The organism is Pseudomonas sp. PDM32 (assembly GCF_019219225.1).
Lineage (GTDB): Bacteria > Pseudomonadota > Gammaproteobacteria > Pseudomonadales > Pseudomonadaceae > Aquipseudomonas > Aquipseudomonas laurylsulfatiphila.
In genome coordinates, this window is sequence record NZ_JAHUWE010000008.1 from 347,520 (window position 1) to 372,746 (window position 25,227).

The following is a 25,227-nucleotide window of genomic DNA, read 5'->3' on the forward strand; positions in this document are numbered from 1 at the left end:
CATGACCAGAGTCAGTCTCTACGATCGCATCTCCGAAAAGCGCATTGCGCAGGAGGAAGTCGAACGCCTTGCCCAGCAGAACGTGCTCCTCGTCCAGCCTGAGCCCGAGCCAGAACCCGAGCCGGTGGTGGCGCTGCAGGATACGCCCAGCAGTTTCACCTTCGCTGGTTTCAACCTGGCATTTCCGACGGGGTTCAACTTCCGCGAAGTCCAGACCACCCTCGAGCACGAAGGCGAGCCGGTCAACCTGACGATCAGTCGTCGTGATGTGCAACAGGGGCAGACCCTGGAGCAGCTTTTCGAGGCCTCGGTGCAAGCGTTTCGCCAGGAGCATCCGGACGTGCGCATCATCCGCCAGCGCGATGTCAGTGTGGCCGGCAGTGCGGCGAAGGCCGTGGATCTGCATTTCAAGACCGGTCATGCCGATCGTCACGCGCGCCTTGTCGGTGCCCTGGTGCCTGTCGCCGGGCGTGACGATGGGCAATGGCTGAGTATTGCTTGCGAGATTGATCCGGCCCGGCCCGCGCTCAGTCTGTGGCTGGTTGATTTTGACGGCATGCTCGACGGCCTTGCCTTGCGCTGAACGCCTAATTTTTTTGATTCAAGGAAGTTACCCAGAATGGATTATGAGTTGCAGGAAGGCAGCATCGCGTTGCCGCAAGGTTTTCAGGACCGTACGGTAAACATGTTTGTGTTGGGGGCGAGTATTCCAGCGCCGTTGAGCATCACCATTTCCCGGGACACATTGCTGCCCGGCGAAGTGCTCAAAGCCTACGTCGAGCGTCAGATCAAGATGCTCGCGTCCAAGCTGCGTGGCTATACGCTGCTGGGCAAGAAGGCCGTTGCATTGTCGACCACGGCGCCGATCGAGGGCGTGCAGATCGATGCGTATTACATGACCGATGGCCGACCTTTCTATCAGCGCCAGGCGGCCTTTCTGATCGAGCCCGGACGCGCGATCATTTTTTCCACCACAGCCCAGGCTGACTTCAGCAGCGAGCAGAATCAGAACTGGATAGACCTGCTGGCGAGCTTTCAGCCTCGCCAGCCCGGCGGCTCCAAGACCGACTCCAGCGCACAGGAGTAACGGCCATGTTCGAAGCCGCAAGGTTTGGCGATGAACTGTCGCACACCAGCGCCCTGGGCGGGTTTCTCATCGGCGCGGCGCTCGGTATTGCGCTGATTGCCACGGTGGCGATCGCGACGTTCACCTGTGGGTTTGGCGTGGCCTTGTTGGCGGGTTTGGCCGCAGGCGTCGGAGGTAGCCTGCTCACCGCGGCCGGGGAGAAGATAGGCAGTATGTTTTCTTCACCCGCGGGGACGATCGTCACCGCGTCGCCCAACGTCTTCATCAACAGTCGCAAGGCTGCCCACGTCGAAAAGAGCACGGGGGCCTGCGACAAGCATCCCGGTCCGGTAAAGGTCGCCGAAGGTTCGACCAACGTCTTCATCAACGGTACGGCCGCCGCCCGCAAGGGCGACAAGATGACCTGCGGCGCGACGCTCTCCAGCGGCTCGGACAATGTCTTCATCGGTGGCGGAACCTTTCGCTACCTGCCGGTGGACGACGAGATTCCCGGTTGGCTGCGGACCACGGTCGACATCCTCATGGCGGTCGCCGGTGCAGCGGGCGGTATCGCCCAATTGATCAAGGCCGGGACCCAGGCCGGCATGAAAGCCATCATGCCCTGCGCACTGAAATTTACCGCCGGGTTTGTCGCCGGTGAGGTTGCCTCACGTTACGTCGTGGGACCGGCCATCGAGCGCGCGGTGGGTGGCCTGATCGGCAACCCCGTTGACGCCACCACCGGCCGCAAGGTCATTACCGACGAAACCGACTTCAGCCTGCCGGGCCTGATGCCCATTCAATGGTCCCGTTTCTATGCCAGCGACCTGAGCGTCGACAGCGTGCTCGGCAAGGGCTGGGTCTTGCCCTGGGAGCAAAGCCTGCGTCGCAGTGGCACCTTCGTGTACCTCACCGACAATCAGGGGCGCAGCGTTCCGTTCGTGGACGTGCAGCCGGGGGAGCGCATCTACAATCCCCATGAACAGGTGTATCTGGTCTGCACCGAGGGCGGTCATTATCTGCTGCAAACCCTCGACAACAGCTTTTTCTACTTCGGCGAAGTCGCGGACGACAATGTCCCGGTACCGCTGCAACGCATCGAAAACGCCCTGGGCCACTTCCTGCACTTCACCCGCACCGCCGAGGGCACACTCACCGACATCAGCGCCACCGGGGGCGTGCGAGTGCACCTGCATTACGACAACCCGCTGGGCCGCCTGACCGACGTCAGGCGCGTGGTCGACAACGAGGCCGTTGAAACCCTGGTGCAGTACCGTTACGACGACAGCGGCCAGCTCGCTGAAGTGATCAACCGCAACGGCGATTCGCTGCGTCGTTTCAGCTACATCGACGGCGTGATGGCCAGCCACAGCAACGCCCTGGGCCTGACCTGCAACTACCGTTGGGAACCCATCGAAGGCCAGCAACGGGTAGTGGAACACTGGACCAGCGATGGCGAACGTTTCCAGTTCCGCTACGACATCAAGGGCCGCACCACCCGGGTCACCGACGTGCTCGGGCGCGAAGCCGAGATTCACTACAACGCCGATCATCGCGTCATCGCCAGCCGCGATTTCGGGGGCGAGCACTACGTCATCGACATCGATGACACGGGCAACATGACCGGCCTGACGCTGCCTGACGGCAACAGGATCACGCTCAAGTACGACGAGTACGCACGGCTGCTCGAGGAGACCGACCCGCTCGGGCGCACAATCAAATACCGCTATCACCACCTGACCCCGCTGATCACGCAGGTGGACTACCCCGACGGCAGCATCTGGCAGGCCCGCTACGACGCCAAGGGCAACCTCATCGCCGAAGTCGACGCCCTCGGTCACACCACCGAATACCTCAACGGCGACGATGGCCTGCCACACACCATCATCGACGCGACCCACAAGTCCAAATACCTGTGGTGGAACACCCTGGCCCAGGTCGAGCGCTTCCAGGATTGCTCGGGTAAAAACACCACGTATCGCTTCGACGAGCGCCAGCACCTGGTCGCCGTCACCGACGCGCTGGGCCAGACCACCACGTTGGAACGCAAGCCCGACGGCGAAGTGCTGCGCATCCATCACCCGGACGGCAGCGCCGAATCCTTCACCTACAACGCCCTCGGCCAGGTACTGACGCACACCGACGGCAAAGGCCAGACCACGCGCCTGCTACGCACCGCCCGGGGCCTGCCGAGCAGCCGCCAGGACGCCAAGGGCCAGCGCATCCGCTACGAGTACGACCCGGCGATTCGCCTGACGGCACTGATCAACGAAAACAACGCGGCGTACCAGTTCGCCTACGATGCGTCCGACCGGTTGGTCGAAGAAACGCGCATCGACAACCTGACCCGGCGCTTCAGCTACAACCTCGGCGGACATCTGACCCAGGTCGACGAAACCGGCTACGGCGAGCGCGGCGAACGGCCACAGCGCCGCACTGAATTCGAGCGCGACAGCATTGGCCGGCTGCTGGCCAAACTCAATGCCGATGCCCGTCAGGATTACGTGTACGACGACGCTGATCGCCTGCTGTCGATCCAGCGCCTTCCGACCGCGCAGGGCAAGCAACTCGGCGTCAGCGAAGAAACCCTCGAATTCTCCTACGACCTGCTCGGCCGCCTGATCCAGGAGACTACGGCGCAAGGCGCCTTGTCCTACGAATACGACCCACTGAGCAACCTCACCACGCTGACGTTGCCCACCGGCCAACACCTCAACCACCTGTACTACGGCAGCGGCCACCTGCATCAACTCAACCTCGACGGCCAACTGATCAGCGACATCGAGCGCGACGACCTGCATCGCGAAGTCCTGCGCACCCAAGGCACGCTCACCAGCTGCTTCGGCTACGACGCGATGGGCCGCAAGAGCTGGCAGTTCGCCTCGCGCCTGCCGGCGGAAAAACTCTCGCGCCTCCACAACCCCGGCATCCAGCCCGACCTGCTGGTCGAGCACGCCTACAACCCGATCCACCGCCGTCACCAGTACGACCCGGCCGGCGAGTTGACCCGCACCCTCGACAAACTGCGCGGCGAGATCAAGTACGAATACGAAGCCAACGGCCAACTGCACAGCCGCGACACCGGCCAGCTGATCGACAGCGAAGAGTTCCGCTACGACGCCGCGGCGAACCGGCTGAACTTCAACACCAGCCAGTTCGACCACGTCAAGGACAACCGCCTCAAGCACTGGCGGGATCAGGAGTATGCCTACGATGCGTGGGGCAACCTGATTGAAAAACGCAGCGGCATGGGCACGCTGCAGACGTTTCGGTATGACTGTGAGAATCGGCTGGTCCGGGCTGAGACATTGGTCAACGGCAAATTGGAGAGTACCGGTTCGTATCGGTACGACAGTCTGGGGCGGCGGGTTGCCAAGGTTTCAGAGATCAAGGGTCGGACCGAGCAGAAGCACTTTTTGTGGCAAGGCTTGCGGATGCTGCGGGAGGAAAGTCCGGGGCGGAGCAGTCTGTATCTGTATGAGCCGGGGAGTTATGCACCTTTGGCGCGGGTCGACCATGAGGAGGGTGGGGAGCAGCAGCTTTACTACTTCCATACCGACCAGATTGGTACGCCGCTGGAGATGACTGACCGGGAAGGGCAGATCGTCTGGCAGGCGACGTACAAGGCGTGGGGCTCGCTGGAGCGATTGGACGTCAACGAAGTCGAGCAGAACCTGCGGTTTCAGGGGCAGTATTTCGATGATGAGACAGGGCTGCACTACAACACGTTTCGGTATTACGATCCGGGGGTGGGGCGGTTTGTTACGCAGGATCCGATTGGGTTAATGGGGGGGGATAATCTATATCAATATGCGATTAATGCAGTACGTTGGATAGATCCACTTGGCTGGTACAATGGAGAAGGCGTACGTGACTTAGGTAAATACCATGCTAGTCACGAACATACCCTGATGAAATCAGAGTTCAAAATGACAGATGTTGAGCACTTCAGTCGTGCCAATCAATCAGTATATGAACGCGTTAAAGTTGACTATGAGTTTAAAAAGACGTTGCAGTCGAAGTATCCTGGCGTTGTGGAGCATGTTCAGCCTCGGGTAGATGGTTCGTTCCGTGGTAGTTCTCCTCCGGGTATGACCTGGCATCATGGAGACAAGCCCGGATCGCTTCAGTTGGTTGATAGGCTAGATCATCAAACATATCACAAAATATACCATCCAGATGGCAAGGGTGGACGGAATAAATGGGGCGGTGGTACTGCCTGTCGATAATAAAGAGGGGTTTCATGAAAGAATATAAAGGTTTTTCTGATCTTATTCTGAATCTAGAGCATCTACCTGCTGTTGGGTGGATCTTCGTCGACTCTACAGTTGATAGAGCATCGAAGGATGCTGTGAGTTCTGCAGTTTTTTATGTGGCAGAAAATGATCTGGAGGAAATTGCGTGTGAGAAGTCTAAGCGTACGTTTGTCGAATGTCCTACTTTGCTGGATGTTAAGGCTGTCGCGGATCGAAGTAAAATCAAGCCTGATTTAAATAAGTATTTGGAGGCGACACTTTACTATCTTGAGAATGATGACTTTCAAGGCTAGTTGGTCGTTAAGTTGGTGATCTGTTAGTTTTACAGGTCTTTGCGCACTTTGCTGTGGCGGTTTTTAACTACTAAGAGTGGTTAAAAGGGGCATGAGGCTGAAGGGTGTGCATAAGCTGTACTGAAAGGTGGTTTTGGCGGGGGTAGATAGGTTTCTGTATGGATAGGGAGAAGTAACATGTATTCAAGGAATATGCTGACAGGGATGTTGATGTTGGTAGGGGTTTTTCTGAGCGGATGTGACAAATCCGACAACACCCAAGACGTTGCGACCCACAATCAGGAGCATTTGGAGGCGCGGAACTCAAGCCAGGCAGAGATAGAAAAATACAATATTTATGTCGAGGCCGCGAACAGGGGCGGGGATTTCGTCACCACACTGGAGAAGCGTAGGGCCGAATATTCGGAAACCCTCGCGTCAGAAAAGAAACTGACGAGTTATTACATCTTCAACAGTTATGATATCAGCATTCTGCAAAATAACCTTAACAAAGCATTGGAACTCTCTTACCCGATGCCAGAGCTGGATGAACCTGCGAAAGGCATGCTTGTAGCGCTCGCAAAATTGCAACCTGTCCACGCAGAACTCGCCAATTATGCCAATTCCAAGGGATACCTGGCCGATGACGGAAAAAAAGCCAGGGAAATGGAGCCATTGCTGGATGCAGCCTTGGAAGCCGTTGCCGTTGAGCAGGCGAAGTTTTATGCCGGTATTAACAAGCTCGACGAAATAAATACCCAGACAGCCTTTGATAGCGCCGAGAAAGACAGCCTGGGTTATTACCGTGCAGGCATCGTGCTTTACGCCAAGCAATCCGTTCGATTGTCTGGCGATTTTTTCCAGTCATCTGGTGCGCAGGAAGCTACCAAACATTTTGAAGACAGCCTGAATAAGACCGCCCAAATGATCGATGGTTGGGACAAGAAGGGCAAGGCTCAGACACCAGCTCTCAAATGCAGTGTCTTGCTCAGTGATTTGAACCGTTTTGTCGGTAAAGGGCGTGAAGCGATCAACACGGCGAGAAGCGGTGGCTACAAGCCTGATGAGCAACGACAAATGATGTGGAAAATGAATAATCCCATCGAGCGAGATGCCAAGACTTTTGGGCAATCCTTTGACTCTGTGATCAATGGGCTGAACCGTACAACCTGTATCTGAAGGTTTGCAATGGAGTCGACAGTGTTCGCAGGCAACGCCTCTTAATGAAAGATAGTCGTCTGGATTACGTTGTTTTTTACAATCAACCACTAGGGAAGTAACCATCTCATGCAGCAATCACCCAAACCCGCTTCAACGGTGACAGGTCAACTGATCTCTACCTTCCGTCACGGTAAAGGCTTTCTGGTCTTCTTGCTGTTGCTCGCAATTGTCCTGTTCTGTATGGCGGGATTTGTGTTGTACCTGGGTACCATACTGCCGGTGGCCAGTTCCGGGGCGAACACCAGTCGTGGTTCCAGTCCGCAGTTGTTGATCTATTCAGTCAGTGGCCTGTTGGTCGTCACTTCGGCGGTCTTGTTCGGGCTTTATCCGTGGCAGAAGAAGTTGCGCGGAACCCATTATGAGGTTTACGAGCACGGCATTGTTGCTGTCAGTGGAAAACAGCAACAATATACGGCGTTTACTGAAATAGAAGACCTTTACCTGTTCAGTTCAGGGCAAACCGTATTCACTGGCCTGATCACCAACCTGGCGTACCGTCGTAACGAAAGCGAGCCGTTTCATCGCGTCATCGAGTCGCTGAAAGGCTTTCAGGAATTCCAGCAACTGGTGCGTGAGTTGCATGTTCGCGAGTGTCTGCCGGTTGTGATGAACAAACTTGAGTCTAACGGCGCAGTGACCTTCAAGTATGTGCCGACCGGGCAGGTCTGGCGCAAGCGAGTCTCGGGGGACTTCCTGAATGTCGTCACTCAAACAATTATTGTGACACGCGAGTTTCTGGAAGTTGACGGACGTAAAGTCCCGGTGTCGGCCCTTGCTTCAGTCAATTTGAACGCCTGGAGTGAGAAGGTCACTCTGAAAGACGAGGCGGGGAATCAGATTCTATCAACGGTGTGCACCGGCATCATGAGTCATGACCTGTTCCTTACGACGCTGGAGGTGCTGCTGGATGCTCAACGGGCAAGCAGCGGTGAGACTGTTGAGAGTCTGGCCTGAGAATCCCAGAGCACCGTCAGGCTGAACAATACAAAAAAACCGGCTGATCAGGCCGGTTTTTTTGAGGGCGGTGGTAGAGCAACGTATTCAGGCAGTGCGATTCTGGATCAGACGATCCGAGCCACCTTCGGCAATCCGATTCTGCAGCAGTTTGTCCGAACCACCTTCAGCAACGCGGTTCTGCAGCAGTTTGTCCGAACCACCTTCAGCAACGCGGTTCTGCAGCAGTTTGTCAGAGCCACCTTCAGCAACGCGGTTCTGCAGCAGTTTGTCAGAACCACCTTCAGCAACGCGGTTCTGCAGCAGTTTGTCGGAGCCGCCTTCAGCAACGCGGTTCTCCATCAACTTGTCGGAACCATCGGCGGCGACGCGATTTTCGATCAGGCGATCGGAACCACCTTCAGCCACACGGCTTTCAATCAGACGATCCGAGCCGCCTTCAGCGACCACAGGTTGAGCAGAAGTTGCGGCGAAAGCGTTAACTGCGAAAACCGAGAAAGCGATGCTGAGGAGGGTCTGGCGTTTCATGATGGTGTGCTCCGGGGTGCTGATGGGTTGGTATGGAGCAGATGTTACGCCGTGGATTTTTTATGAGAACTTCATTGAGTTGATGGTGACTATTGATGCAGTCAATGGATGATTCGGTGCCCCCCCCCTGTGGGAGCGGGCTTGCTCGCGAAGGCGGTGTGTCAGTCGATAACATTGCTGGCAATGCCGACGCTTTCGCGAGCAAGCCCGCTCCCACAGGTTTTTGCAGTGGCCACAGGGGGGGGCGGCGGGGGGTTAGCGGGAAATGAGGCCGTGGTCGATGGCGTATTTGACCAGCGCCGCCGGTTTGTCGATGTTGAGCTTGCGGCGGATGCTCAAGCGGTGTGTCTCCACCGTGCGCACGCTGATGTCCAGTTCCCGGGCCATTTCCTTGTTGTTCAGCCCTTGCGCCATCTTCGACAGCACCTGGCTTTCCCTCGGGGTCAGTTCGTTGTCGGTGTTCCTGTCGGCGATCAGCCGCTGGGCGATGTCGGCGCTGTAGAAGGTGCCGCCGCTGGTGATGGCTTCGATGGCGGCGATGATTTCCCGTGACGGGGCGTTTTTCAGCACGTAGCCGCTGGCGCCTGAGCGCACCGACTCACTGACGTATTCGTAATTGTCGTACATGCTCAGCACCAGCACCTTGAGCGATGGGTACTGGCTGCGCAGCACGCGGGTCAGTTCCAGGCCGTTCATGTCCGGCAGGCTGATGTCGACCAGCAGCAGGTCCGGCTGGCAGCGCCCGACCATGTCGATGGCGTCGGCGCCGTTTTCCGCTTCGCCGACCACTTCCAGGGGCGACATCACGGCCAGCAGTGCCTTGATGCCGTCGCGCACCAGGGAGTGATCGTCGACCAGGGCGATGCGGATCGGGGAGGGCAGGTTCATCGCAGCTATTCACTCTTGTAGTGGTGGGGCCGGCTCAGTGTTTTGCGCCAGGCTTCATCGGCAGTCGTACGTCCAGCTCGCTTCTGCCCGGCATCGAGATCAAGTCGAAGCGCCCGCCATAATGTTCGACGCGTTCGCGGATGTTACGCAAGCCAATGCCGGCCTGACGCCGTTCGACCTGGGCGACATTGAAACCGATGCCGTCATCGACCAGCGTCAGCCGCACGGACTCGTCGCAGCCGCGCAGTGTAATGGACACGTGCTTCGCCTGGGCGTGGCGTTCGATATTGGTCAGGCCTTCCTGGACGATGCGAAACAGCGACACCGCCGCGCCGTCGACCAGTTGGCAGTCGAATTCATTTTCGTTGTAGGTCACGGTCAGCCCGCTGCGCTGCTCGAACTCTGCCGCCAACTGGCCGATGGCCGCCGGCAGGCCGAGGGTGTCGAGCAAGGATGAGCGCAGGTCATGGGAGAGGCTGCGGACTTCACCGATGGCATCGCCCAGGCGTTCGGTGGCGTCCTTCAGGGTGTTCAGGCCCTTGTCCCGGGCTTGTCCGCTTTCCAGCAGATGGCTGGCCAGTTCGAACTGGAACTTGATCGAGACCAACACCTGGCTGACGCCGTCGTGCAACTCGCGGGACACCCGGGATCGTTCCTCTTCCTGTAGGCTGACGATGCGTTGGGTCAGGCGCTGCAGTTTCTTGTCCGCCAGGCGATGCTCGCTGACGTTGAGGGTCATGCCGGTGGCGAAGACGAACAGCACCGCGACCAGTGCGACCACGGCAATCGCCATCATGGTCTTGCGGATGCCCATGGCCACTTCGGCACGGGCCTGCTGGGTGGCGCGCTCTACGTCTTCGAGGTAGATGCCGGTGCCGAGCATCCAGCCCCAGCGGTCGAGCATCACCACGTAGGCGAGCTTGTCGGTCACCTGGCCGGAGGAGGGCTTGTTCCAGGCGTAGCGTTGGAAGCCTTCACCGGATTGCGCGCTTTTGAGCAACGCCTGAATCACCGGCAGGCCGTGGGGATCCTTCATGTCCCACAGGTACTGGCCCACCAGGTCCGACTGGCGCGCATGCATCAGGCTGCGGCCTTCGTGGTCGTAGACGAAGAAGTAGCCGTTGATGCCGAAGCTGAGCTTGCGCAGTTCTTCCAGCACTTGTTGCTGGGCGCGGGCGTCGCCATGGCCGTCGTCGTACAGCGGGGCGATCAGGCTCTGGGCCATTTCCACGTAGTTTTTCAGTTCCGCGCGTTTGCTCGCCAGAATGCTGTCTTCGATCAGTTGCGCCTGTTGATCACCCAATTGGCGGTTGAGGGAAATCACCAGCGCGCAAATGACTGCAATGGCCAGCACCAGCGGCAGAATCCCGAGGGCGACGATCTTGTGTTTGAGCTGCATCTCTACTCCTGTCCCCGCGCTTGCGCCCGACCGAGGGACGGCGGGGCCGGCATCATATGCCAAAGATACGCTTCTGTAGGAGCTGCCGCAGGCTGCGATCTTTTGATCCTGATACCCAAAAAAGTCAAAAGATCGCAGCCTTCGGCAGCTCCTACAGGGGTGGTGTTGCGGCTACGTACGCGGCGTCTACGTAGTACTACGTAGACGCCGCGTACGTAGTAACGCGGATTTATTTGTGGACGGCATGCGCAGATATTGGGCCAGCTCCGCAATGCGGACACAATTATAAAAATTACCGCCGCAGTCACTGGCTGTCGGCAGGAGACACGCTATGCCCCGTCTGGCTAAACACCTCGCCTGGTTTGCCGTGGCTGTCCTGGGAGCGATTGCGCTGAGTGTCGTGGCCTTGCGCCGCGGCGAAGCGATCAACGCCCTGTGGATCGTAGTCGCAGCCGTCGCCATCTACCTCGTTGCCTACCGCTATTACAGCCTGTTCATCGCCAACAAAGTGATGCAGCTCGATCCCACTCGGGCCACGCCGGCTGTGCTCAATAACGATGGTCTGGACTATGTGCCGACCAACAAACACGTGCTGTTCGGTCACCACTTCGCGGCCATTGCCGGTGCAGGTCCGCTGGTCGGGCCGGTACTGGCGGCGCAGATGGGCTACCTGCCCGGCACCCTGTGGCTGATCGCCGGTGTGGTGCTGGCCGGTGCCGTGCAGGACTTCATGGTCCTGTTCATGTCCACCCGCCGCAACGGCCGCTCCCTGGGCGATATGGTCCGTGAAGAAATGGGCCGCATCCCCGGCACCATCGCGCTGTTCGGTTGCTTCCTGATCATGATCATCATCCTTGCGGTGCTGGCGCTGATCGTGGTCAAGGCCCTGGCCGAGAGCCCTTGGGGCATTTTCACGGTAATGGCGACCATCCCGATCGCGATGTTCATGGGCATCTACATGCGCTACATCCGCCCGGGCCGCATCGGTGAGATCTCGGTGATCGGCGTGCTGTTGCTGCTCGGTTCGATCTGGCTTGGCGGGCAGATTGCCGCGGATCCGGTGTGGGCCAAGGCCTTTACCTTTACCGGTATCCAGATCACCTGGATGCTGATCGGCTACGGTTTCGTTGCCGCGGTGTTGCCGGTGTGGCTGATCCTGGCACCCCGTGACTACCTGTCGACCTTCCTGAAGATCGGCACCATCGTCGCCCTGGCCATCGGCATCCTGGTGACCATGCCCGAGCTGAAAATGCCGGCCCTGACCCAGTTCATCGACGGCACCGGCCCGGTCTGGAAAGGCGGTCTGTTCCCGTTCCTGTTCATCACCATCGCCTGTGGCGCGGTCTCGGGCTTCCATGCGCTGATCGCTTCCGGCACCACGCCGAAGTTGCTCGCCAATGAAGGGCATGCCCGCTACATCGGTTACGGCGGCATGCTGATGGAGTCCTTCGTGGCGATCATGGCGATGGTCGCGGCGTCGGTGATCGATCCGGGTGTGTACTTCGCCATGAACAGCCCGGCGGCCGTAGTCGGCGCCGATGCGGTGGCCGTTGCGCAAACCGTCAGCAGCTGGGGCTTTGCGATCACGCCGGAAGCGTTGCAAGCGGTGGCCCATGACATTGGTGAAACCACCATCCTGGCCCGTGCCGGCGGTGCGCCGACCCTGGCGGTGGGGATCGCGCAGATCCTGCACCAGCTGTTGCCGGGCGAGAACACCATGGCGTTCTGGTACCACTTCGCGATCCTGTTCGAAGCGCTGTTCATCCTGACCGCGGTCGATGCCGGCACCCGTGCCGGGCGCTTCATGCTCCAGGACCTGCTCGGTTCGTTCGTGCCGGCCCTGCGCCGCACCGAGTCCTGGACCGCCAACCTGATCGCCACCGCCGGTTGCGTGGCCATGTGGGGTTATCTGCTGTACCAGGGCGTGATCGACCCGCTGGGCGGCATCAACACCTTGTGGCCGCTGTTCGGTATCTCCAACCAGATGCTGGCCGGTATCGCGCTGATGCTCGGCACCGTGGTGCTGATCAAGATGAAGCGCCAGCGTTATGCCTGGGTCACCTTGCTGCCGGCTGTGTGGTTGCTGATCTGCACCACCACCGCCGGCTTCATCAAGCTGTTCGATGCCAACCCGGCGATCGGCTTCCTCGCCCTGGCGAAGAAGTACAGCGATGCCCTGGCCAATGGTCAGGTGCTGGCCCCGGCCAAGAGCATCGAGCAGATGCAGCACGTGATCTTCAACGCCTACACCAACGCCACGCTGACCGCGCTGTTCCTGTTCGTGGTGTTCAGCATCCTGTTCTTCGCACTCAAGGTCGGTATCGCCGCCTGGGGCAGCAAAGAGCGTACGGATAAAGAAGCGCCATTCCAGGCGCTGCCGAATGCATAGGCGAGGAGCGCAGCATGTTCAATGACCTGAGTCGCCTGGGCAAATACCTCGGTCAGGCCGCGCGCCTGATGGTCGGCATGCCCGACTACGACAACTACGTCGAGCACATGCAGAGCAAGCACCCGGACAAACCGGTGATGGACTACGAGGCGTTCTTCCGCGAGCGCCAGGAGGCCCGTTACGGCAGTAAAGCCGGACCCAAGTGCTGTTGAGTGAGCAATAAAAAACCGGCTGAAAGGCCGGTTTTTTATTGCCTGGAGCAAAGTCCCGAGTGATGGAGGCCGCGCGGCGATCCGAATCGTCGCCGTCCCTGTTGCCCCGGGTCAGTCATGGGGCCTTGTCATTCTTTCGCCCGTGAGGCTGATGATCCGGCTTGGCGATCTTCAGCGCCCGGTCGGCGGCCTTGGCGTTATGCACCAGGCGACAGAGCACGGCGACGACGATGATCGCCAGCACTACCCAGATGACAATGGCTTTCACGTACATGGCGAAACCTCTCGCGCAAAACGATCCTTCCGATCGCCGACGTCCCTGTAGCAATAGTATTAATCCATTGTGGCAGGTGTTGATGATCTTGCATCGCATGACTGATTTGCGCTGTTTATCAGCTATCTCCGCCGGATACAGCGACAGTTTCCCGGACCGGTACTTTAATGGATGGTCTGGAGCGACTGATCGCGGGGCTGTCATAGCCTCAAGGCTATGGATCCCATACCGAAAAGCTATTTCATCAATCGGTGATCCGGATCCACGCTCAAGGGTGGTTAGCTGAAAACAAAATCAAGAGGAGATGCCATGTCAACTGAATCGAAATGCCCGTTCAATCACGCCGCTGGCGGTGGCACGACGAACCGCGACTGGTGGCCGAACCAACTGAACCTGAAGATCCTGAGTCAACACTCGCCCAAGTCTGACCCGTTGGGGGGCGACTTCAACTACGCCGAAGCCTTCAAGAGCCTGGACTTCCAGGCGCTGAAAAAAGACCTGACTGCGCTGATGACCGACTCCCAGGACTGGTGGCCGGCGGACTTCGGTCACTATGGGCCTTTCTTTATCCGCATGTCCTGGCACGCCGCAGGCACCTATCGCACCGGTGACGGCCGTGGTGGCGCCGGTTCCGGCCAGCAACGCTTTGCACCGCTCAACAGCTGGCCGGACAACGTCAGCCTCGACAAGGCCCGCCGGCTGCTGTGGCCGATCAAGCAAAAGTACGGCAACAAAATCTCCTGGGCCGACCTGATCGTCCTCACCGGCAACGTCGCCCTGGAATCCATGGGCTTCAAGACGTTTGGTTTTTCCGGTGGACGCGCGGATGTCTGGGAGCCGGACGAAGACGTTTACTGGGGTTCCGAAAGCAAATGGCTGGGCGGTGACTCACGTTACGGCAAAGAAGACAAGCCGGTGCAGAAACCCGGCGATGTGCCCTTGGTGGCTGAGCCTGGCAGAAACGAGGACAGCCGTACCGAAAATGGCCGCAATCTGGAAAACCCCCTCGCCGCAGTGCAGATGGGCCTGATCTATGTGAACCCGGAAGGCCCGGAAGGCGAACCGGACCCGGTCGCCTCGGCCAAGGACATCCGCGAAACCTTCGGCCGCATGGCGATGAACGATGAGGAAACCGTGGCATTGATCGCCGGTGGCCACGCCTTCGGCAAGACCCACGGCGCCGGGCCCGCCGACCACGTCGGGCCTGAACCTGAAGCCGCGGGCCTTGAGCTGCAAGGCCTGGGCTGGAAGAGCACATTCGGCACCGGCAAGGGGGCCGATACCATCACCAGCGGCCTGGAAGTGACCTGGACCACCACGCCCACTAAATGGAGCAACAACTACCTGGAAAACCTGTTCGGTTTCGACTGGGAACTGACCAAGAGCCCGGCCGGCGCCCATCAGTGGAAACCGAAGAACGGTGCCGGTGCCGGGATCATTCCCGATGCCTTTGATCCGTCCAAACGCCGTGATCCGACCATGCTGACCTCGGACCTGGCCCTGCGCTTCGACCCGATCTACGAACCGATTGCCCGGCGTTTCCTGGCCAACCCCGATCAACTGGCCGATGCCTTCGCGCGCGCCTGGTACAAACTCATTCACCGTGACATGGGCCCGCTCTCGCGCTACCTCGGCCCGGAAATGCCGGGCGAGGAACTGCTGTGGCAAGACCCGATCCCTGCCGTCGATCATCCGCTGGTCAACGACAGCGATGTGGCGGGCCTGAAAAGCAAGGTCCTGGCGTCCGGCCTGTCGGTGTCGCAGCTGGTATCGACGGCGTGGGCCGCCGCTTCCACCTTCCGTGGCTCCGACAAACGCGGCGGTGCCAACGGCGGGCGCCTGCGCCTGGCGCCGCAGAAGTCCTGGCCGGCCAACCAGCCGGAGCAACTGGCCAATGTGCTGGCCAAACTGGAAGGTATCCAGAAGGAGTTCAACAGCGGCGGCAAGAAAATCTCCCTGGCCGACCTGATCGTGCTCGCCGGTGGCGCGGGTGTCGAACAGGCGGCGAAAAACGCCGGCCACAGTGTGACGGTGCCGTTCACTCCGGGACGCACGGACGCCAGCCAGGAACAGACCGATGTCGAGTCCTTCGGTTTCCTTGAACCTATTGCCGACGGCTTCCGTAACTACCTGAAAACCCAGTACCGCGTGCCCGCCGAAGCCTTGCTGATCGACAAGGCACAACTGCTGACGCTCAGCGCACCGGAAATGACGGTACTGCTGGGCGGCCTGCGGGTGTTGAACACCAACGTCGGCCAGAGCAAACACGGTGTGTTCACCCAACGGTCGGAAGCGCTGACCAATGATTTCTTCACCAACCTGCTGGACATGGGCGTGGAGTGGAAACCGGTGTCGGATGCCCAGCAGGAGTTTGAAGGGCGTGATCGCAAAACCGGTGCGGTGAAGTGGACGGGCACCCGGGTTGACCTGGTCTTCGGCTCCAACGCGCAATTGCGTGCGCTGGCCGAAGTCTATGCCAGCGCCGATGCGCAGCAGAAATTCGTCAAGGACTTCGTGGCTGCGTGGACAAAGGTGATGAACCTGGATCGCTTTGACGTGAATCGCCGCGTCTAGAGGAGATAACGCCGGCACCACCGGCAAAAAGTGCCTCGGCTCGCCCTCCGGCTTTTACATCAGCGGAGGGCATCCGGCGATCATGAACCCTGGCGATCGTGTCCGAACCGGCACTCAAGGCTGTTTTTCAATAAATGAGAGGTTCTGTTCTCGAATGACGCCGGCAGCATCATCGTAGAGAAACGGCAGAAACATGTAACGGCGACCTTGGGTAACTGAAGTGGCTTCGTGCAAGAGTGAACACGAAAACACCACGGCCCCGCCTGTCGGCGCGTTGTAATAGACTTTTCCATACTCTGGAAAATGCAGAAAACCACCTTCGTACTCTCCCGAATTAAGAAACAGGGAAACGGCAAAACGGCGATGGGCCGTACCCTTCGTGGTGTTATCCCGATGGGGCCGGAAATGCCCGCCTTCCTCGCTGTTGTAGCAGGCCACCAGATAGCGCTCCATTCGAGTGGCATTGAACTGGAACGCTTTCTGTAACTCCGGAAGCAAACGGCTGGCTATGCGCGATTCACAGGCTTTGGCCAGAGCCTCATCTTCAATGACGCAGTCACGACGTCGTTTGTGATTATGGTCGGTGATGTGGACAGTTTTACCCGACTGCTCCGTCATGAACCCGGATTCCTCTCCGCCGCGCTCTTCGTAATAACTGATCAGTGCTTTACACAAGGACGGCTCAAATATACGGGGAACCACCAGGACGGGGGCGTGTGGTGTGGCGGCACGTGGCGCGGCCGTTGCCGGCAATCGATCCAGAAAACGCATTAACGATGGGACATGGTTATCAATGGGGGGGCTTATCGGGACGATGGCCAGGACACGTAGCGCAGGGTCCAGCACATAGGTTATTTGCCTGATGCTGCCGTCTGGCTGCAATGTACCGTAGAGCTTGCTGACTGACCGATCGAAATCCCAGATGAAGCGTATGCCGGGTATCGAACTCTCCACCCGCTTCAGCTTTTCATCCTCTGGATCGACGGAAACACCAAAGAAGCAGACTTGGTCATCATCGAATCGCGGGCGATGGGCCTGAATATCTTCCAGAACCTTGGTGGATACAGGGTCGGCCGCAGAACCCAAAAAACAAAGCACGACATACCGACCGGCAATGGTGTCGAAACAAAAGCGTTCTCGTAGTTGAGTGCGGCAATGAAACCAGGGGGCTGGTTGACCGACTGAAAATGCCGTGGCACGCATCACAACTCCTTGCCGGGTGGCCGTGGATCGTTGCAGGTAAAGCTAGTTCAGTCTTGTTGAAGCTGCCCGGAGCGCTGATGCGGCTCCTCATCCTTGACTTGTATCGCCGGTTTGTCGCACCGGTGCGTCCTGTGCGGTTTTTTCGGCCTTGGCAGGCCAGGCATCGATCACCGATTGCAGGAACTGCTGCGACAATCGCGGGTTGTCCAGGGCTCTGGCGATCAGTATCGCCCCGGTAATCGATGACAGGATGCGCAAGGCTTCCTGGTGCTTTTCATCATCGGTTTCGCCGTCGACCAATGGCATCAGCGTTTCGATCAGGGTCTGCACGCCTTGGGTGAACGAGTGGCTGACGGTACCGCCGTTGCGCGCGACATCGGCCGCCAGGGCAGGGATCGGGCAGCCTTCGGTCCAGTTGTTCATGTGGCCTTGGCTCAAGTATCTCTTGAGCAGTTCGGGGATGGATTTGGCCGCTCGCCAGTCGTCGATGTTGGTTTCGAACGTACGGCTCACGGCCTCCGACGCCAACTGCTCCTTGCCACCTGGGAACTGTCCGTAAAAGCCGCCGTGGGTCAGGCCCACCGAACGGGACAGTTCGCCGATCCCGATACCGTCGATGCCTTTTTCCCGGTACATCCTCGAGGCTGCGCCGAGGATCGCTTCCTTGTTGGCCGCTGCCTTGTCTTTCGTCACTTTCATGAGTGGAGTCCTGTCTTCCAATGGGCGCCATGGCAATTTTTTGCTGAAGGGCTGGTATTAATGATGGTCGTAATATAAATTCGCGGCAATGGCCTTGCAGGAAAAACACCTCACAGGTGCTGACCCATGAAACGTAATGATCTGCGCAATATCGACCTCAATCTGCTGGTGGTATTCGAGGCGCTCATTCAGGAGCGCAACGTCACTCGGGCCGCACAAAGACTGTCCCTGGGCCAACCGGCGGTCAGCGGCGCATTGGCTCGTCTGCGCACACTGTTCAACGACCCCCTGTTTAAACGCATTGGCCACAAAATGGAACCAACCACCCGAGCCTTGCAGGTGGCGCAAACGCTCGGGCCGGCACTGGACTCCATTTGTTCCGCCGTCAGTCTGACGGCTTGTAATGAAAAAACCTGCTGATTCATAGGCGTGCGAACCGAGTAAACACGGCGCACTGGAGTCCATCGCCAGCAAGGTTTCAGCGTGGGCACGGTCCCCTGTGGGAGCTGGCTTGCCAGCGATGGTCGTTAACGATAACGCGGGTTAGCTGGATGAACGCGGCGCACTGGCGTTCATCGCCAGCAGGCTGGCTCCTACAGTTTCCCGGAATTGCGTGAAAAACCTTTTTTTTGTGCTTATACATGATGGTCATCATTAATGGTGATACCCAAGTTCACTCCGTTCGATTCGTCGCTGCTCCTTGTGCGGCCGAGAATTCTCCAACCCTTAAACCGTCTGGCGGACACCCCCATGGAACAGTCACTCAAACCTTTGCGTTATCCCCTTGCTGCCCTGACCCTGGCGGCCATCACGGCCTGCGGTCACGCGCCCGATGCCGCCAAGGCGCCTGGTGCGCCCACTGTCACCGTCGCCAAAGTGCTTGAGCAACCCATTACCGAATGGGACGAAGTCACCGCCCGTCTGGAAGCGCCGGAAACCGTCGTGGTTCGTCCGCGGGTTTCGGGGCAGATCGATCGTGTCGCCTTCACCGATGGCGAGTCGGTCAAGAAAGGGGATCTGCTGTTCCAGATCGATCCACGTCCGTTCGAACACGAAGTGCATCGCCTCGAAGCGCAGTTGCAACAGGCTCGCGCCGCGCTGGTTCGAAGCGCCAACGAAGCGCAACGCGGCCAGCGCCTGCTGAGCAGCAATGCCATTTCTGCGGAACTGGCCGACACGCGCAGCACCACGGCCCAGGAAGCCAAGGCCGGTGTCGATTCGGTTCAGGCGCAGCTGGATCTGGCGCGCCTGAACCTGAGCTTCACCCGCGTCACTGCGCCGATCAGCGGCCGGGTCAGCCGTGCCGAAATCACCGCCGGCAACATCGTCACCGCCGACACCTCGGCGCTGACCAGCGTGGTATCCACCGACAAGGTCTACGCCTATTTCGACGCCGACGAACGCCTGTTCCTCAAGTACGGCCAGCTCTCCCGTGAAGGCCGGCGCAGTCAATCCACGCCGGTGTACATGGGCTTGTCGAACGAGGAGGGCAATAGCCACCTGGGGCAGATGAACTTCGTTGACAACCAGGTCAATCCCAAGACCGGCACCATCCGTGGCCGCGCGGTGTTCGACAACGCCGACGGTCAATACACCCCGGGCCTGTATGCCCGATTGAAACTGGTGGGCAGCGCGGCCTATGCCGGCCTGTTGATCAAGGACGAGGCCGTGGGCACCGACCTCGGCAAGCGGTTCGTGCTGGTGATCGACCAGGACAACAAGGCCGTGTACCGCAGCGTCGATCTGGGGCCGAAGCTCGAAGGTTTGCGCATCGTGCGCAGCGGTTTGCAAAAAGACGACCGGATCGTCATCAACGGCCTGCAACGGGTTCGTCCCGGCGCGGTGGTCGCGCCTCAGGACGCGCCGATGGCCGATGCGCAAACCGTCGCCAACCTGGCCCGTCAGCGGCAGGCCGTCGAGGCGGGTAATCAGCCCGTCGCTCCGTCACCGGCGCTGGTGAAAACCGATGCCGCCGTTTCGCCTCGCGGATAAAGGAACACAGCCATGAAGTTCTCCCGGTTCTTTATCACGCGGCCGATTTTCGCCGCCGTGCTCTCGCTGCTGATCCTGATCGCCGGCGCCATCGCGCTGTTCCAGTTGCCGATCAGCGAGTACCCGGAAGTGGTGCCACCCACTGTCGTCGTTCACGCCAACTATCCGGGGGCCAACCCCAAGGTCATCGGTGAAACCGTGGCCGCGCCCCTGGAGCAAGCCATCACCGGCGTGGAGAACATGCTGTACATGTCCTCGCAGTCGACGGCCGATGGTCGACTCACGCTCACCGTGACCTTCGCCCTGGGCACCGATCTGGACAACGCCCAGGTGCAGGTGCAGAACCGCGTGACCCGCACCGAGCCGAAGCTTCCCGAGGAAGTGACGCGCATCGGTATCACCGTGGACAAGGCGTCGCCCGAGCTGACGATGGTGGTGCACCTGACCTCGCCGGACAAGCGCTACGACATGCTGTACCTGTCCAACTACGCGATCCTCAACGTGAAGGATGAGCTGTCACGCCTGAACGGAATCGGTGACGTGAAGATGTTCGGTATCGGCGACTACTCGCTGCGTATCTGGCTCGATCCGAACAAGACCGCATCACGCAACCTGACCGCCACCGACGTGGTCAATGCGGTGCGTGAACAGAACCGCCAAGTGGCGGCCGGCCAACTGGGTTCACCGCCTGCACCCAACGCCACCAGCTTCCAGATGTCGATCAACTCCCAGGGCCGCCTGGTCACCGAAGAAGAGTTCGAGAACGTGATCGTCCGCAGTGGTGCGGACGGCGAAATCACCCGCCTCAAGGACATTGCGCGGATTGAACTCGGCTCCAACCAGTACGCCTTGCGCGCCTTGCTCAACAACCAGGAAGCGGTGGCGATGCCGATCTTCCAGCGCCCGGGTTCCAATGCCATCGACGTTTCCGATCAGGTGCGGGCGAAGATGGCCGAGCTGAAAAAGAGCTTCCCCGAGGGCATGGACTACGAGATCGTCTACGACCCGACCATCTTCGTGCGCAGCTCGATCGAGGCGGTGGTTCACACGTTGTTCGAAGCGCTGATCCTCGTGGTGCTGGTGGTGATCCTGTTCCTGCAAACCTGGCGCGCCTCGATCATTCCGCTGGTGGCGGTGCCGGTGTCGTTGATCGGCACCTTTGCCGTGATGCACCTGTTCGGTTTTTCGCTCAATGCCTTGTCGCTGTTCGGCCTGGTATTGGCCATCGGCATCGTGGTCGACGACGCGATCGTCGTGGTGGAGAACGTCGAGCGCAATATCGAGACAGGGCTCGATCCGGTCGAAGCGACCCAAAAAGCCATGGGCGAGGTGACCGGCCCGATCATCGCCACGGCGTTGGTGTTGTGCGCGGTGTTCGTCCCGGCGGCGTTCATTTCCGGCCTGACGGGGCAGTTCTACAAACAGTTCGCCCTGACGATCGCGATCTCCACGGTGATCTCTGCGTTCAACTCGCTGACCTTGTCGCCGGCATTGGCGGCGGTTCTGCTCAAGTCCCACAGCGCACCCAAGGATCGCTTTTCGAAGATTCTGGATCGCCTGTTCGGTGGCTGGCTGTTCAAGCCCTTCAACCGGCTGTTCGAAAAGGCCGGCAACGGGTATGTCGGGACCGTGTCCAAGGTCATCCGTGGCAGCAGCGTGGCGTTGCTGGTCTATGCCGGTCTGATCGCCATGACCTACATGGGCTTCAGCACCACGCCGACCGGGTTCGTGCCGACCCAGGACAAAAAGTACCTGGTGACCTTCGCGCAACTGCCGGATGCGGCCAGCCTGGATCGCACCGAGTCGGTGATCCGGCGCATGAGCACCATCGCCATGAACGAACCGGGCTTTGACAGCGCCGTGGCCTTCCCGGGCTTGTCGATCAACGGTTTCACCAACAGCCCGAACGCCGGTATTGCCTTCATCGGCTTGAGCGCTTTCGATGAACGCAAAAGCCCGAGCCTGTCCGCCGGAGCGATTTCCGCTTCGCTGAACGCCAAGTTCGGTGGCATTCAAGACGCCTACATCGCGGTGTTCCCGCCGCCGCCCGTTCAAGGCCTGGGCACCATTGGTGGCTTCCGCCTGCAGATCGAAGACCGCGGCAACCTGGGTTACGACGAGCTGTACAAAGAGACCATGAACATCATCGGCAAGAGCCGCAGCGTGCCGGAACTGGCCAACCTGTTCACCAGCTACACGGTGAACGTGCCGCAGGTCGAAGCCGCCATCGATCGCGAAAAAGCCAAGACCCACGGCGTGGCGATCAACGACATTTTCGACACGCTGCAGGTGTACCTGGGTTCGCTGTACGCCAACGACTTCAACCGTTTTGGCCGTACCTATCAGGTCAACGTCCAGGCTGAGCAACAGTTCCGCCAGGAGCCGGAGCAGATCGGTCAGTTGAAGGTGCGCAACGACCGTGGAGAGATGATTCCACTGGCCACCTTCGTCAAGGTCAGCCCGACGTCGGGGCCGGACCGGGTCTCGCACTACAACGGTTTCGTCACCGCAGAAATCAACGGCAGCGCGGCCCCGGGCTACAGCTCCGGCCAGGCGCAGGCGGCGATTGAAAAGCTGTTGAAGCAAGAGCTGCCCAACGGCATGACCTACGAGTGGACCGACCTGACCTACCAGCAGATCCTCTCCGGCAACACCGCGTTGCTGGTGTTCCCGCTCTGCGTCCTGCTGGCGTTCCTGGTGTTGGCGGCCCTGTATGAAAGCTGGAGCCTGCCGCTGGCGGTGATCCTGATTGTGCCGATGACCCTGCTGTCGGCGATTGCCGGGGTGATCATCTCCAAGGGCGACAACAACATCTTCACCCAGATCGGCCTGATCGTGCTGGTGGGGCTGGCGTGCAAGAACGCGATCCTGATCGTCGAGTTCGCCAAGGACAAACAGGACCAGGGCCTGTCGCCGCTGGACGCAGTTCTCGAAGCCTGCCGGCAGCGTCTGCGCCCGATCCTGATGACGTCGTTCGCGTTCATCATGGGCGTCATCCCGCTGGTGACGTCCACCGGCGCCGGTTCCGAGATGCGTCGGGCCATGGGTGTCGCCGTGTTCTCCGGAATGCTCGGGGTGACCTTCTTCGGTCTGTTGCTGACGCCGGTGTTCTACGTCCTTATCCGTCGCTACATCGAACGTAAAACCGCGCGCCAGGCGGCCCGCGCTCAATCGCTCAAGGTCATTGATCCGGAGGCACACTGATGAAGGCTTTCAAGCTGTTTTTACCGAGCCTGCTGGTCACCGCGTTGGCCGCCTGCACCGTCGGGCCGGATTACAAAACCCCGGACACGGCACCGGCCCATGTCGTCTCGGCCCAAGGGGCCAACTACGATCAAACGCGTTTCGAAACGGTGTGGTGGCAGCAATTCGATGACCCCACGTTGAATCAGCTGGTCGGTAAAGCGCTCAACGGCAACCGCGATCTGCGCGTGGCCTTCGCCCGCTGGAAAGCCGCGCGGGCCATCCGCGATGACATCAGCAACGACAATCTGCCGGTGGTCACCAGCCGGGTCAGCAGCCAGCAGGGCAAGTCACAGGTGCCGGGCCTGACCGAGCAGCGGGTCAACACCGATCGCTATGACCTGGGCCTTGACATGACCTGGGAGATCGATCTGTTCGGGCGCATCCAGCGCGAACTGGAATCCAGCGATGCCCGGGAAGACGCCACGGCGGCGGACCTGTACCAACTGCGGGTGAGCATGATTGCCGAGTTGGTGGATGCCTATGGTCAGCTGCGGGGTGCGCAACTGCGGGAAAAAATCGCCCTGGCCAACCTGAAGAACCAGAGCGAATCGCGCAGCGTCACGGTGAGCCTGCGTGACGCGGGCGTGGGCAATGAACTCGACGTGGTACGTGCCGATGCCCGCCTGGCGGCCGTCGAGGCGAGCGTGCCGCAACTGCAGGCGGAGCAGGTGCATCACAAAAACCGCATCGCCACGCTGCTGGGTGAACGCCCGGACACGCTGGGCATCGACTTGAGTCCGAAGGACTTGCCGGCCATCGCCAAGGCGTTGCCGGTGGGTGATCCCGGCGAGCTGTTGCAGCGGCGCCCGGATGTGCGCGCGGCAGAGCGTCGCCTGGCGGCTTCAACGGCGGATGTCGGCGTGGCCACCGCCGACCTGTTTCCACGGGTGAGCCTGAGCGGATTCCTGGGGTTCATCGCGGGGCGTGGTTCGCAAATCGGCTCCAGTGCCGCCCGCGCCTGGAGCCTGGGCCCGAGCATCACCTGGGCCGCGTTTGACCTGGGCAGCGTGCGGGCGCGCATTCGTGGTGCAGACGCCGAGGCCGAGGGTGCACTGGCGACCTATGAGCAACAGGTGCTGCTCGCCCTGGAAGAGTCGGAAAACGCCTTCAGCGACTATGGCAAGCGCCAGCAACGCCTGCTGTCGCTGATCAAGCAAAGCGAGTCGAGCCGTGCCGCGGCCGACCTGGCGGCGACCCAATACAAGGAAGGGGTGGTGGACTACCTGGTGTTGCTCGACGCACAACGCGAGCGCCTGAACGCCGAAGATGCCCAGGCACTGGGTGAAACCGACCAGTACCGGGCCATTGTGGCGATCTACAAATCCCTGGGCGGCGGATGGGACAGCGGCGACACCCGGCTCGCGAAAAACAACTGACAAACCCGTTGTTGCTTTTGTAGGAGCGAGCTTGCTCGCGATGGACGTTAACGAAAACGCGTGCTTGCTGGCTAAGCGCGGTGTTCTTGAGACCATCGCGAGCGAGCTCGCTCCCACAGGGTTAGTGGGTGTACGCAGTATTTGTGAACTACCGAATCTACTGTGGGAGCGGGCTTGCCCGCGAAAGCGGTAGTTCAGCCACCGATGATGTTGGCTGTGCCGACGCCTTCGCGAGCAAGCCCGCTCCCACAGGGTTAGTGGGTGTACGCAGTATTTGTGGACTACCGGATCTACTGTGGGAGCGGGCTTGCCCGCGAAAGCGGTAGTTCAACCACCGATGATGTTGGCTGTGCCGACGCCTTCGCGAGCTCGCACAGGGTTAGTGGGTGTACGCAGTATTTGTGGACTACCGAATCTACTGTGGGAGCGGGCTTGCCCGCGAAAGCGGTAGTTCAGCCACCGATGATGTTGGCTGTGCCGACGCCTTCGCGAGCAAGCCCGCTCCCACAGGGTTAGTGGGTGTACGCAGTATTTGTGGACTACCGAATCTGCTGTGGGAGCGGGCTTGCCCGCGAAAGCGGTAGTTCAGCCACCGATGATGTTGGCTGTGCCGACGCCTTCGCGAGCAAGCCCGCTCCCACAGGGTTAGTGGGTGTACGCAGTATTTGTGGACTACCG

19 protein-coding genes are annotated in these 25,227 nt (G+C 59.8%); 13 read left to right on the forward strand and 6 right to left on the reverse strand.

Features of this window, described 5'->3' with window-relative positions; translation table 11 throughout:
• The first annotated feature begins 1 nt into the window (after position 1).
• The 6 genes from KW846_RS17690 to KW846_RS17715 all read left to right on the forward strand — a co-directional run bounded on the left by KW846_RS17690 (position 2) and on the right by KW846_RS17715 (position 7,769).
• A complete protein-coding gene (locus tag KW846_RS17690; RefSeq protein ID WP_218483831.1) occupies positions 2 to 583 on the forward strand; it encodes a DcrB-related protein in 582 nt (193 codons plus the stop codon).
• Between the two features lie 36 nt (positions 584 to 619).
• Positions 620 to 1,087, forward strand: a complete 468-nt coding sequence (locus tag KW846_RS17695; protein ID WP_218483833.1) for a DcrB-related protein — start codon at positions 620 to 622, stop codon at positions 1,085 to 1,087.
• A gap of 5 nt (positions 1,088 to 1,092) precedes the next feature.
• Positions 1,093 to 5,295, forward strand: coding sequence for an RHS repeat-associated core domain-containing protein (locus KW846_RS17700; RefSeq protein ID WP_218483835.1), 4,203 nt, complete (start codon positions 1,093 to 1,095; stop codon positions 5,293 to 5,295).
• A gap of 14 nt (positions 5,296 to 5,309) precedes the next feature.
• The gene (locus tag KW846_RS17705; protein ID WP_218483837.1) at positions 5,310 to 5,615 is read left to right on the forward strand and encodes a hypothetical protein; all 306 of its coding nucleotides are present in this window, start codon (positions 5,310 to 5,312) and stop codon (positions 5,613 to 5,615) included.
• Between the two features lie 177 nt (positions 5,616 to 5,792).
• A complete protein-coding gene (locus KW846_RS17710) occupies positions 5,793 to 6,773 on the forward strand; it encodes a YiiG family protein (protein WP_218483839.1) in 981 nt (326 codons plus the stop codon).
• A 108-nt stretch (positions 6,774 to 6,881) separates the two neighbouring features.
• Positions 6,882 to 7,769 carry a hypothetical protein gene (locus KW846_RS17715; protein ID WP_218483841.1) on the forward strand — a complete coding sequence of 296 codons (888 nt, stop codon included), beginning with the start codon at positions 6,882 to 6,884 and terminating at the stop codon, positions 7,767 to 7,769.
• Between the two features lie 87 nt (positions 7,770 to 7,856).
• Here the strand turns inward: KW846_RS17715 and KW846_RS17720 are convergent, their stop codons facing one another.
• The 3 genes from KW846_RS17720 to KW846_RS17730 all read right to left on the reverse strand — a co-directional run bounded on the left by KW846_RS17720 (position 7,857) and on the right by KW846_RS17730 (position 10,584).
• Entirely contained in the window at positions 7,857 to 8,297 is a 441-nt protein-coding gene (locus KW846_RS17720) for a phage infection protein (RefSeq protein WP_218483843.1), read from the reverse strand.
• Between the two features lie 255 nt (positions 8,298 to 8,552).
• Entirely contained in the window at positions 8,553 to 9,185 is a 633-nt protein-coding gene (locus KW846_RS17725; RefSeq protein WP_007970873.1) for a response regulator transcription factor, read from the reverse strand.
• A gap of 34 nt (positions 9,186 to 9,219) precedes the next feature.
• Complete coding sequence (locus KW846_RS17730; protein WP_218483844.1) at positions 9,220 to 10,584, reverse strand: cache domain-containing protein; 1,365 nt, start codon at positions 10,582 to 10,584, stop codon at positions 9,220 to 9,222.
• Positions 10,585 to 10,915: 331 nt separating this feature from the next.
• On the opposite strand from KW846_RS17730, the gene KW846_RS17735 reads away from it, so the two are divergent.
• Positions 10,916 to 12,973, forward strand: a complete 2,058-nt coding sequence (locus KW846_RS17735) for a carbon starvation CstA family protein (RefSeq protein WP_102702207.1) — start codon at positions 10,916 to 10,918, stop codon at positions 12,971 to 12,973.
• Positions 12,974 to 12,987: 14 nt separating this feature from the next.
• A complete protein-coding gene (locus KW846_RS17740; RefSeq protein ID WP_008051268.1) occupies positions 12,988 to 13,185 on the forward strand; it encodes a YbdD/YjiX family protein in 198 nt (65 codons plus the stop codon).
• A gap of 115 nt (positions 13,186 to 13,300) precedes the next feature.
• On the opposite strand, the gene KW846_RS17745 is transcribed toward KW846_RS17740, so the two are convergent.
• Complete coding sequence (locus KW846_RS17745; protein ID WP_218480507.1) at positions 13,301 to 13,459, reverse strand: hypothetical protein; 159 nt, start codon at positions 13,457 to 13,459, stop codon at positions 13,301 to 13,303.
• Positions 13,460 to 13,768: 309 nt separating this feature from the next.
• Between KW846_RS17745 and katG the strand changes: the two genes are divergently transcribed.
• Positions 13,769 to 16,033 carry a catalase/peroxidase HPI gene (gene katG, locus KW846_RS17750; protein WP_218483846.1) on the forward strand — a complete coding sequence of 755 codons (2,265 nt, stop codon included), beginning with the start codon at positions 13,769 to 13,771 and terminating at the stop codon, positions 16,031 to 16,033.
• Between the two features lie 114 nt (positions 16,034 to 16,147).
• On the opposite strand, the gene KW846_RS17755 is transcribed toward katG, so the two are convergent.
• Positions 16,148 to 17,236, reverse strand: a complete 1,089-nt coding sequence (locus tag KW846_RS17755; protein WP_218483848.1) for a redoxin domain-containing protein — start codon at positions 17,234 to 17,236, stop codon at positions 16,148 to 16,150.
• An 87-nt stretch (positions 17,237 to 17,323) separates the two neighbouring features.
• Complete coding sequence (locus KW846_RS17760) at positions 17,324 to 17,935, reverse strand: TetR/AcrR family transcriptional regulator (protein WP_218483850.1); 612 nt, start codon at positions 17,933 to 17,935, stop codon at positions 17,324 to 17,326.
• Positions 17,936 to 18,061: 126 nt separating this feature from the next.
• Here KW846_RS17760 and KW846_RS17765 point away from each other — a divergent pair, with 126 nt between their 5' ends.
• From KW846_RS17765 to KW846_RS17780, 4 genes are all read left to right on the forward strand, one after another.
• Positions 18,062 to 18,355 (forward strand): LysR family transcriptional regulator, encoded by a 294-nt coding sequence (locus KW846_RS17765; RefSeq protein ID WP_218483852.1) that lies wholly within the window; start codon positions 18,062 to 18,064, stop codon positions 18,353 to 18,355.
• A 330-nt stretch (positions 18,356 to 18,685) separates the two neighbouring features.
• A complete protein-coding gene (gene mexE / locus KW846_RS17770; protein ID WP_218483855.1) occupies positions 18,686 to 19,927 on the forward strand; it encodes a multidrug efflux RND transporter periplasmic adaptor subunit MexE in 1,242 nt (413 codons plus the stop codon).
• 12 nt (positions 19,928 to 19,939) lie between these two features.
• Complete coding sequence (locus tag KW846_RS17775; protein ID WP_116581738.1) at positions 19,940 to 23,131, forward strand: efflux RND transporter permease subunit; 3,192 nt, start codon at positions 19,940 to 19,942, stop codon at positions 23,129 to 23,131.
• Positions 23,131 to 24,549, forward strand: a complete 1,419-nt coding sequence (locus tag KW846_RS17780; protein ID WP_218483857.1) for an efflux transporter outer membrane subunit — start codon at positions 23,131 to 23,133, stop codon at positions 24,547 to 24,549. Before KW846_RS17775 ends, KW846_RS17780 begins: the two co-directional genes overlap by 1 nt.
• Positions 24,550 to 25,227: the final 678 nt, after the last annotated feature.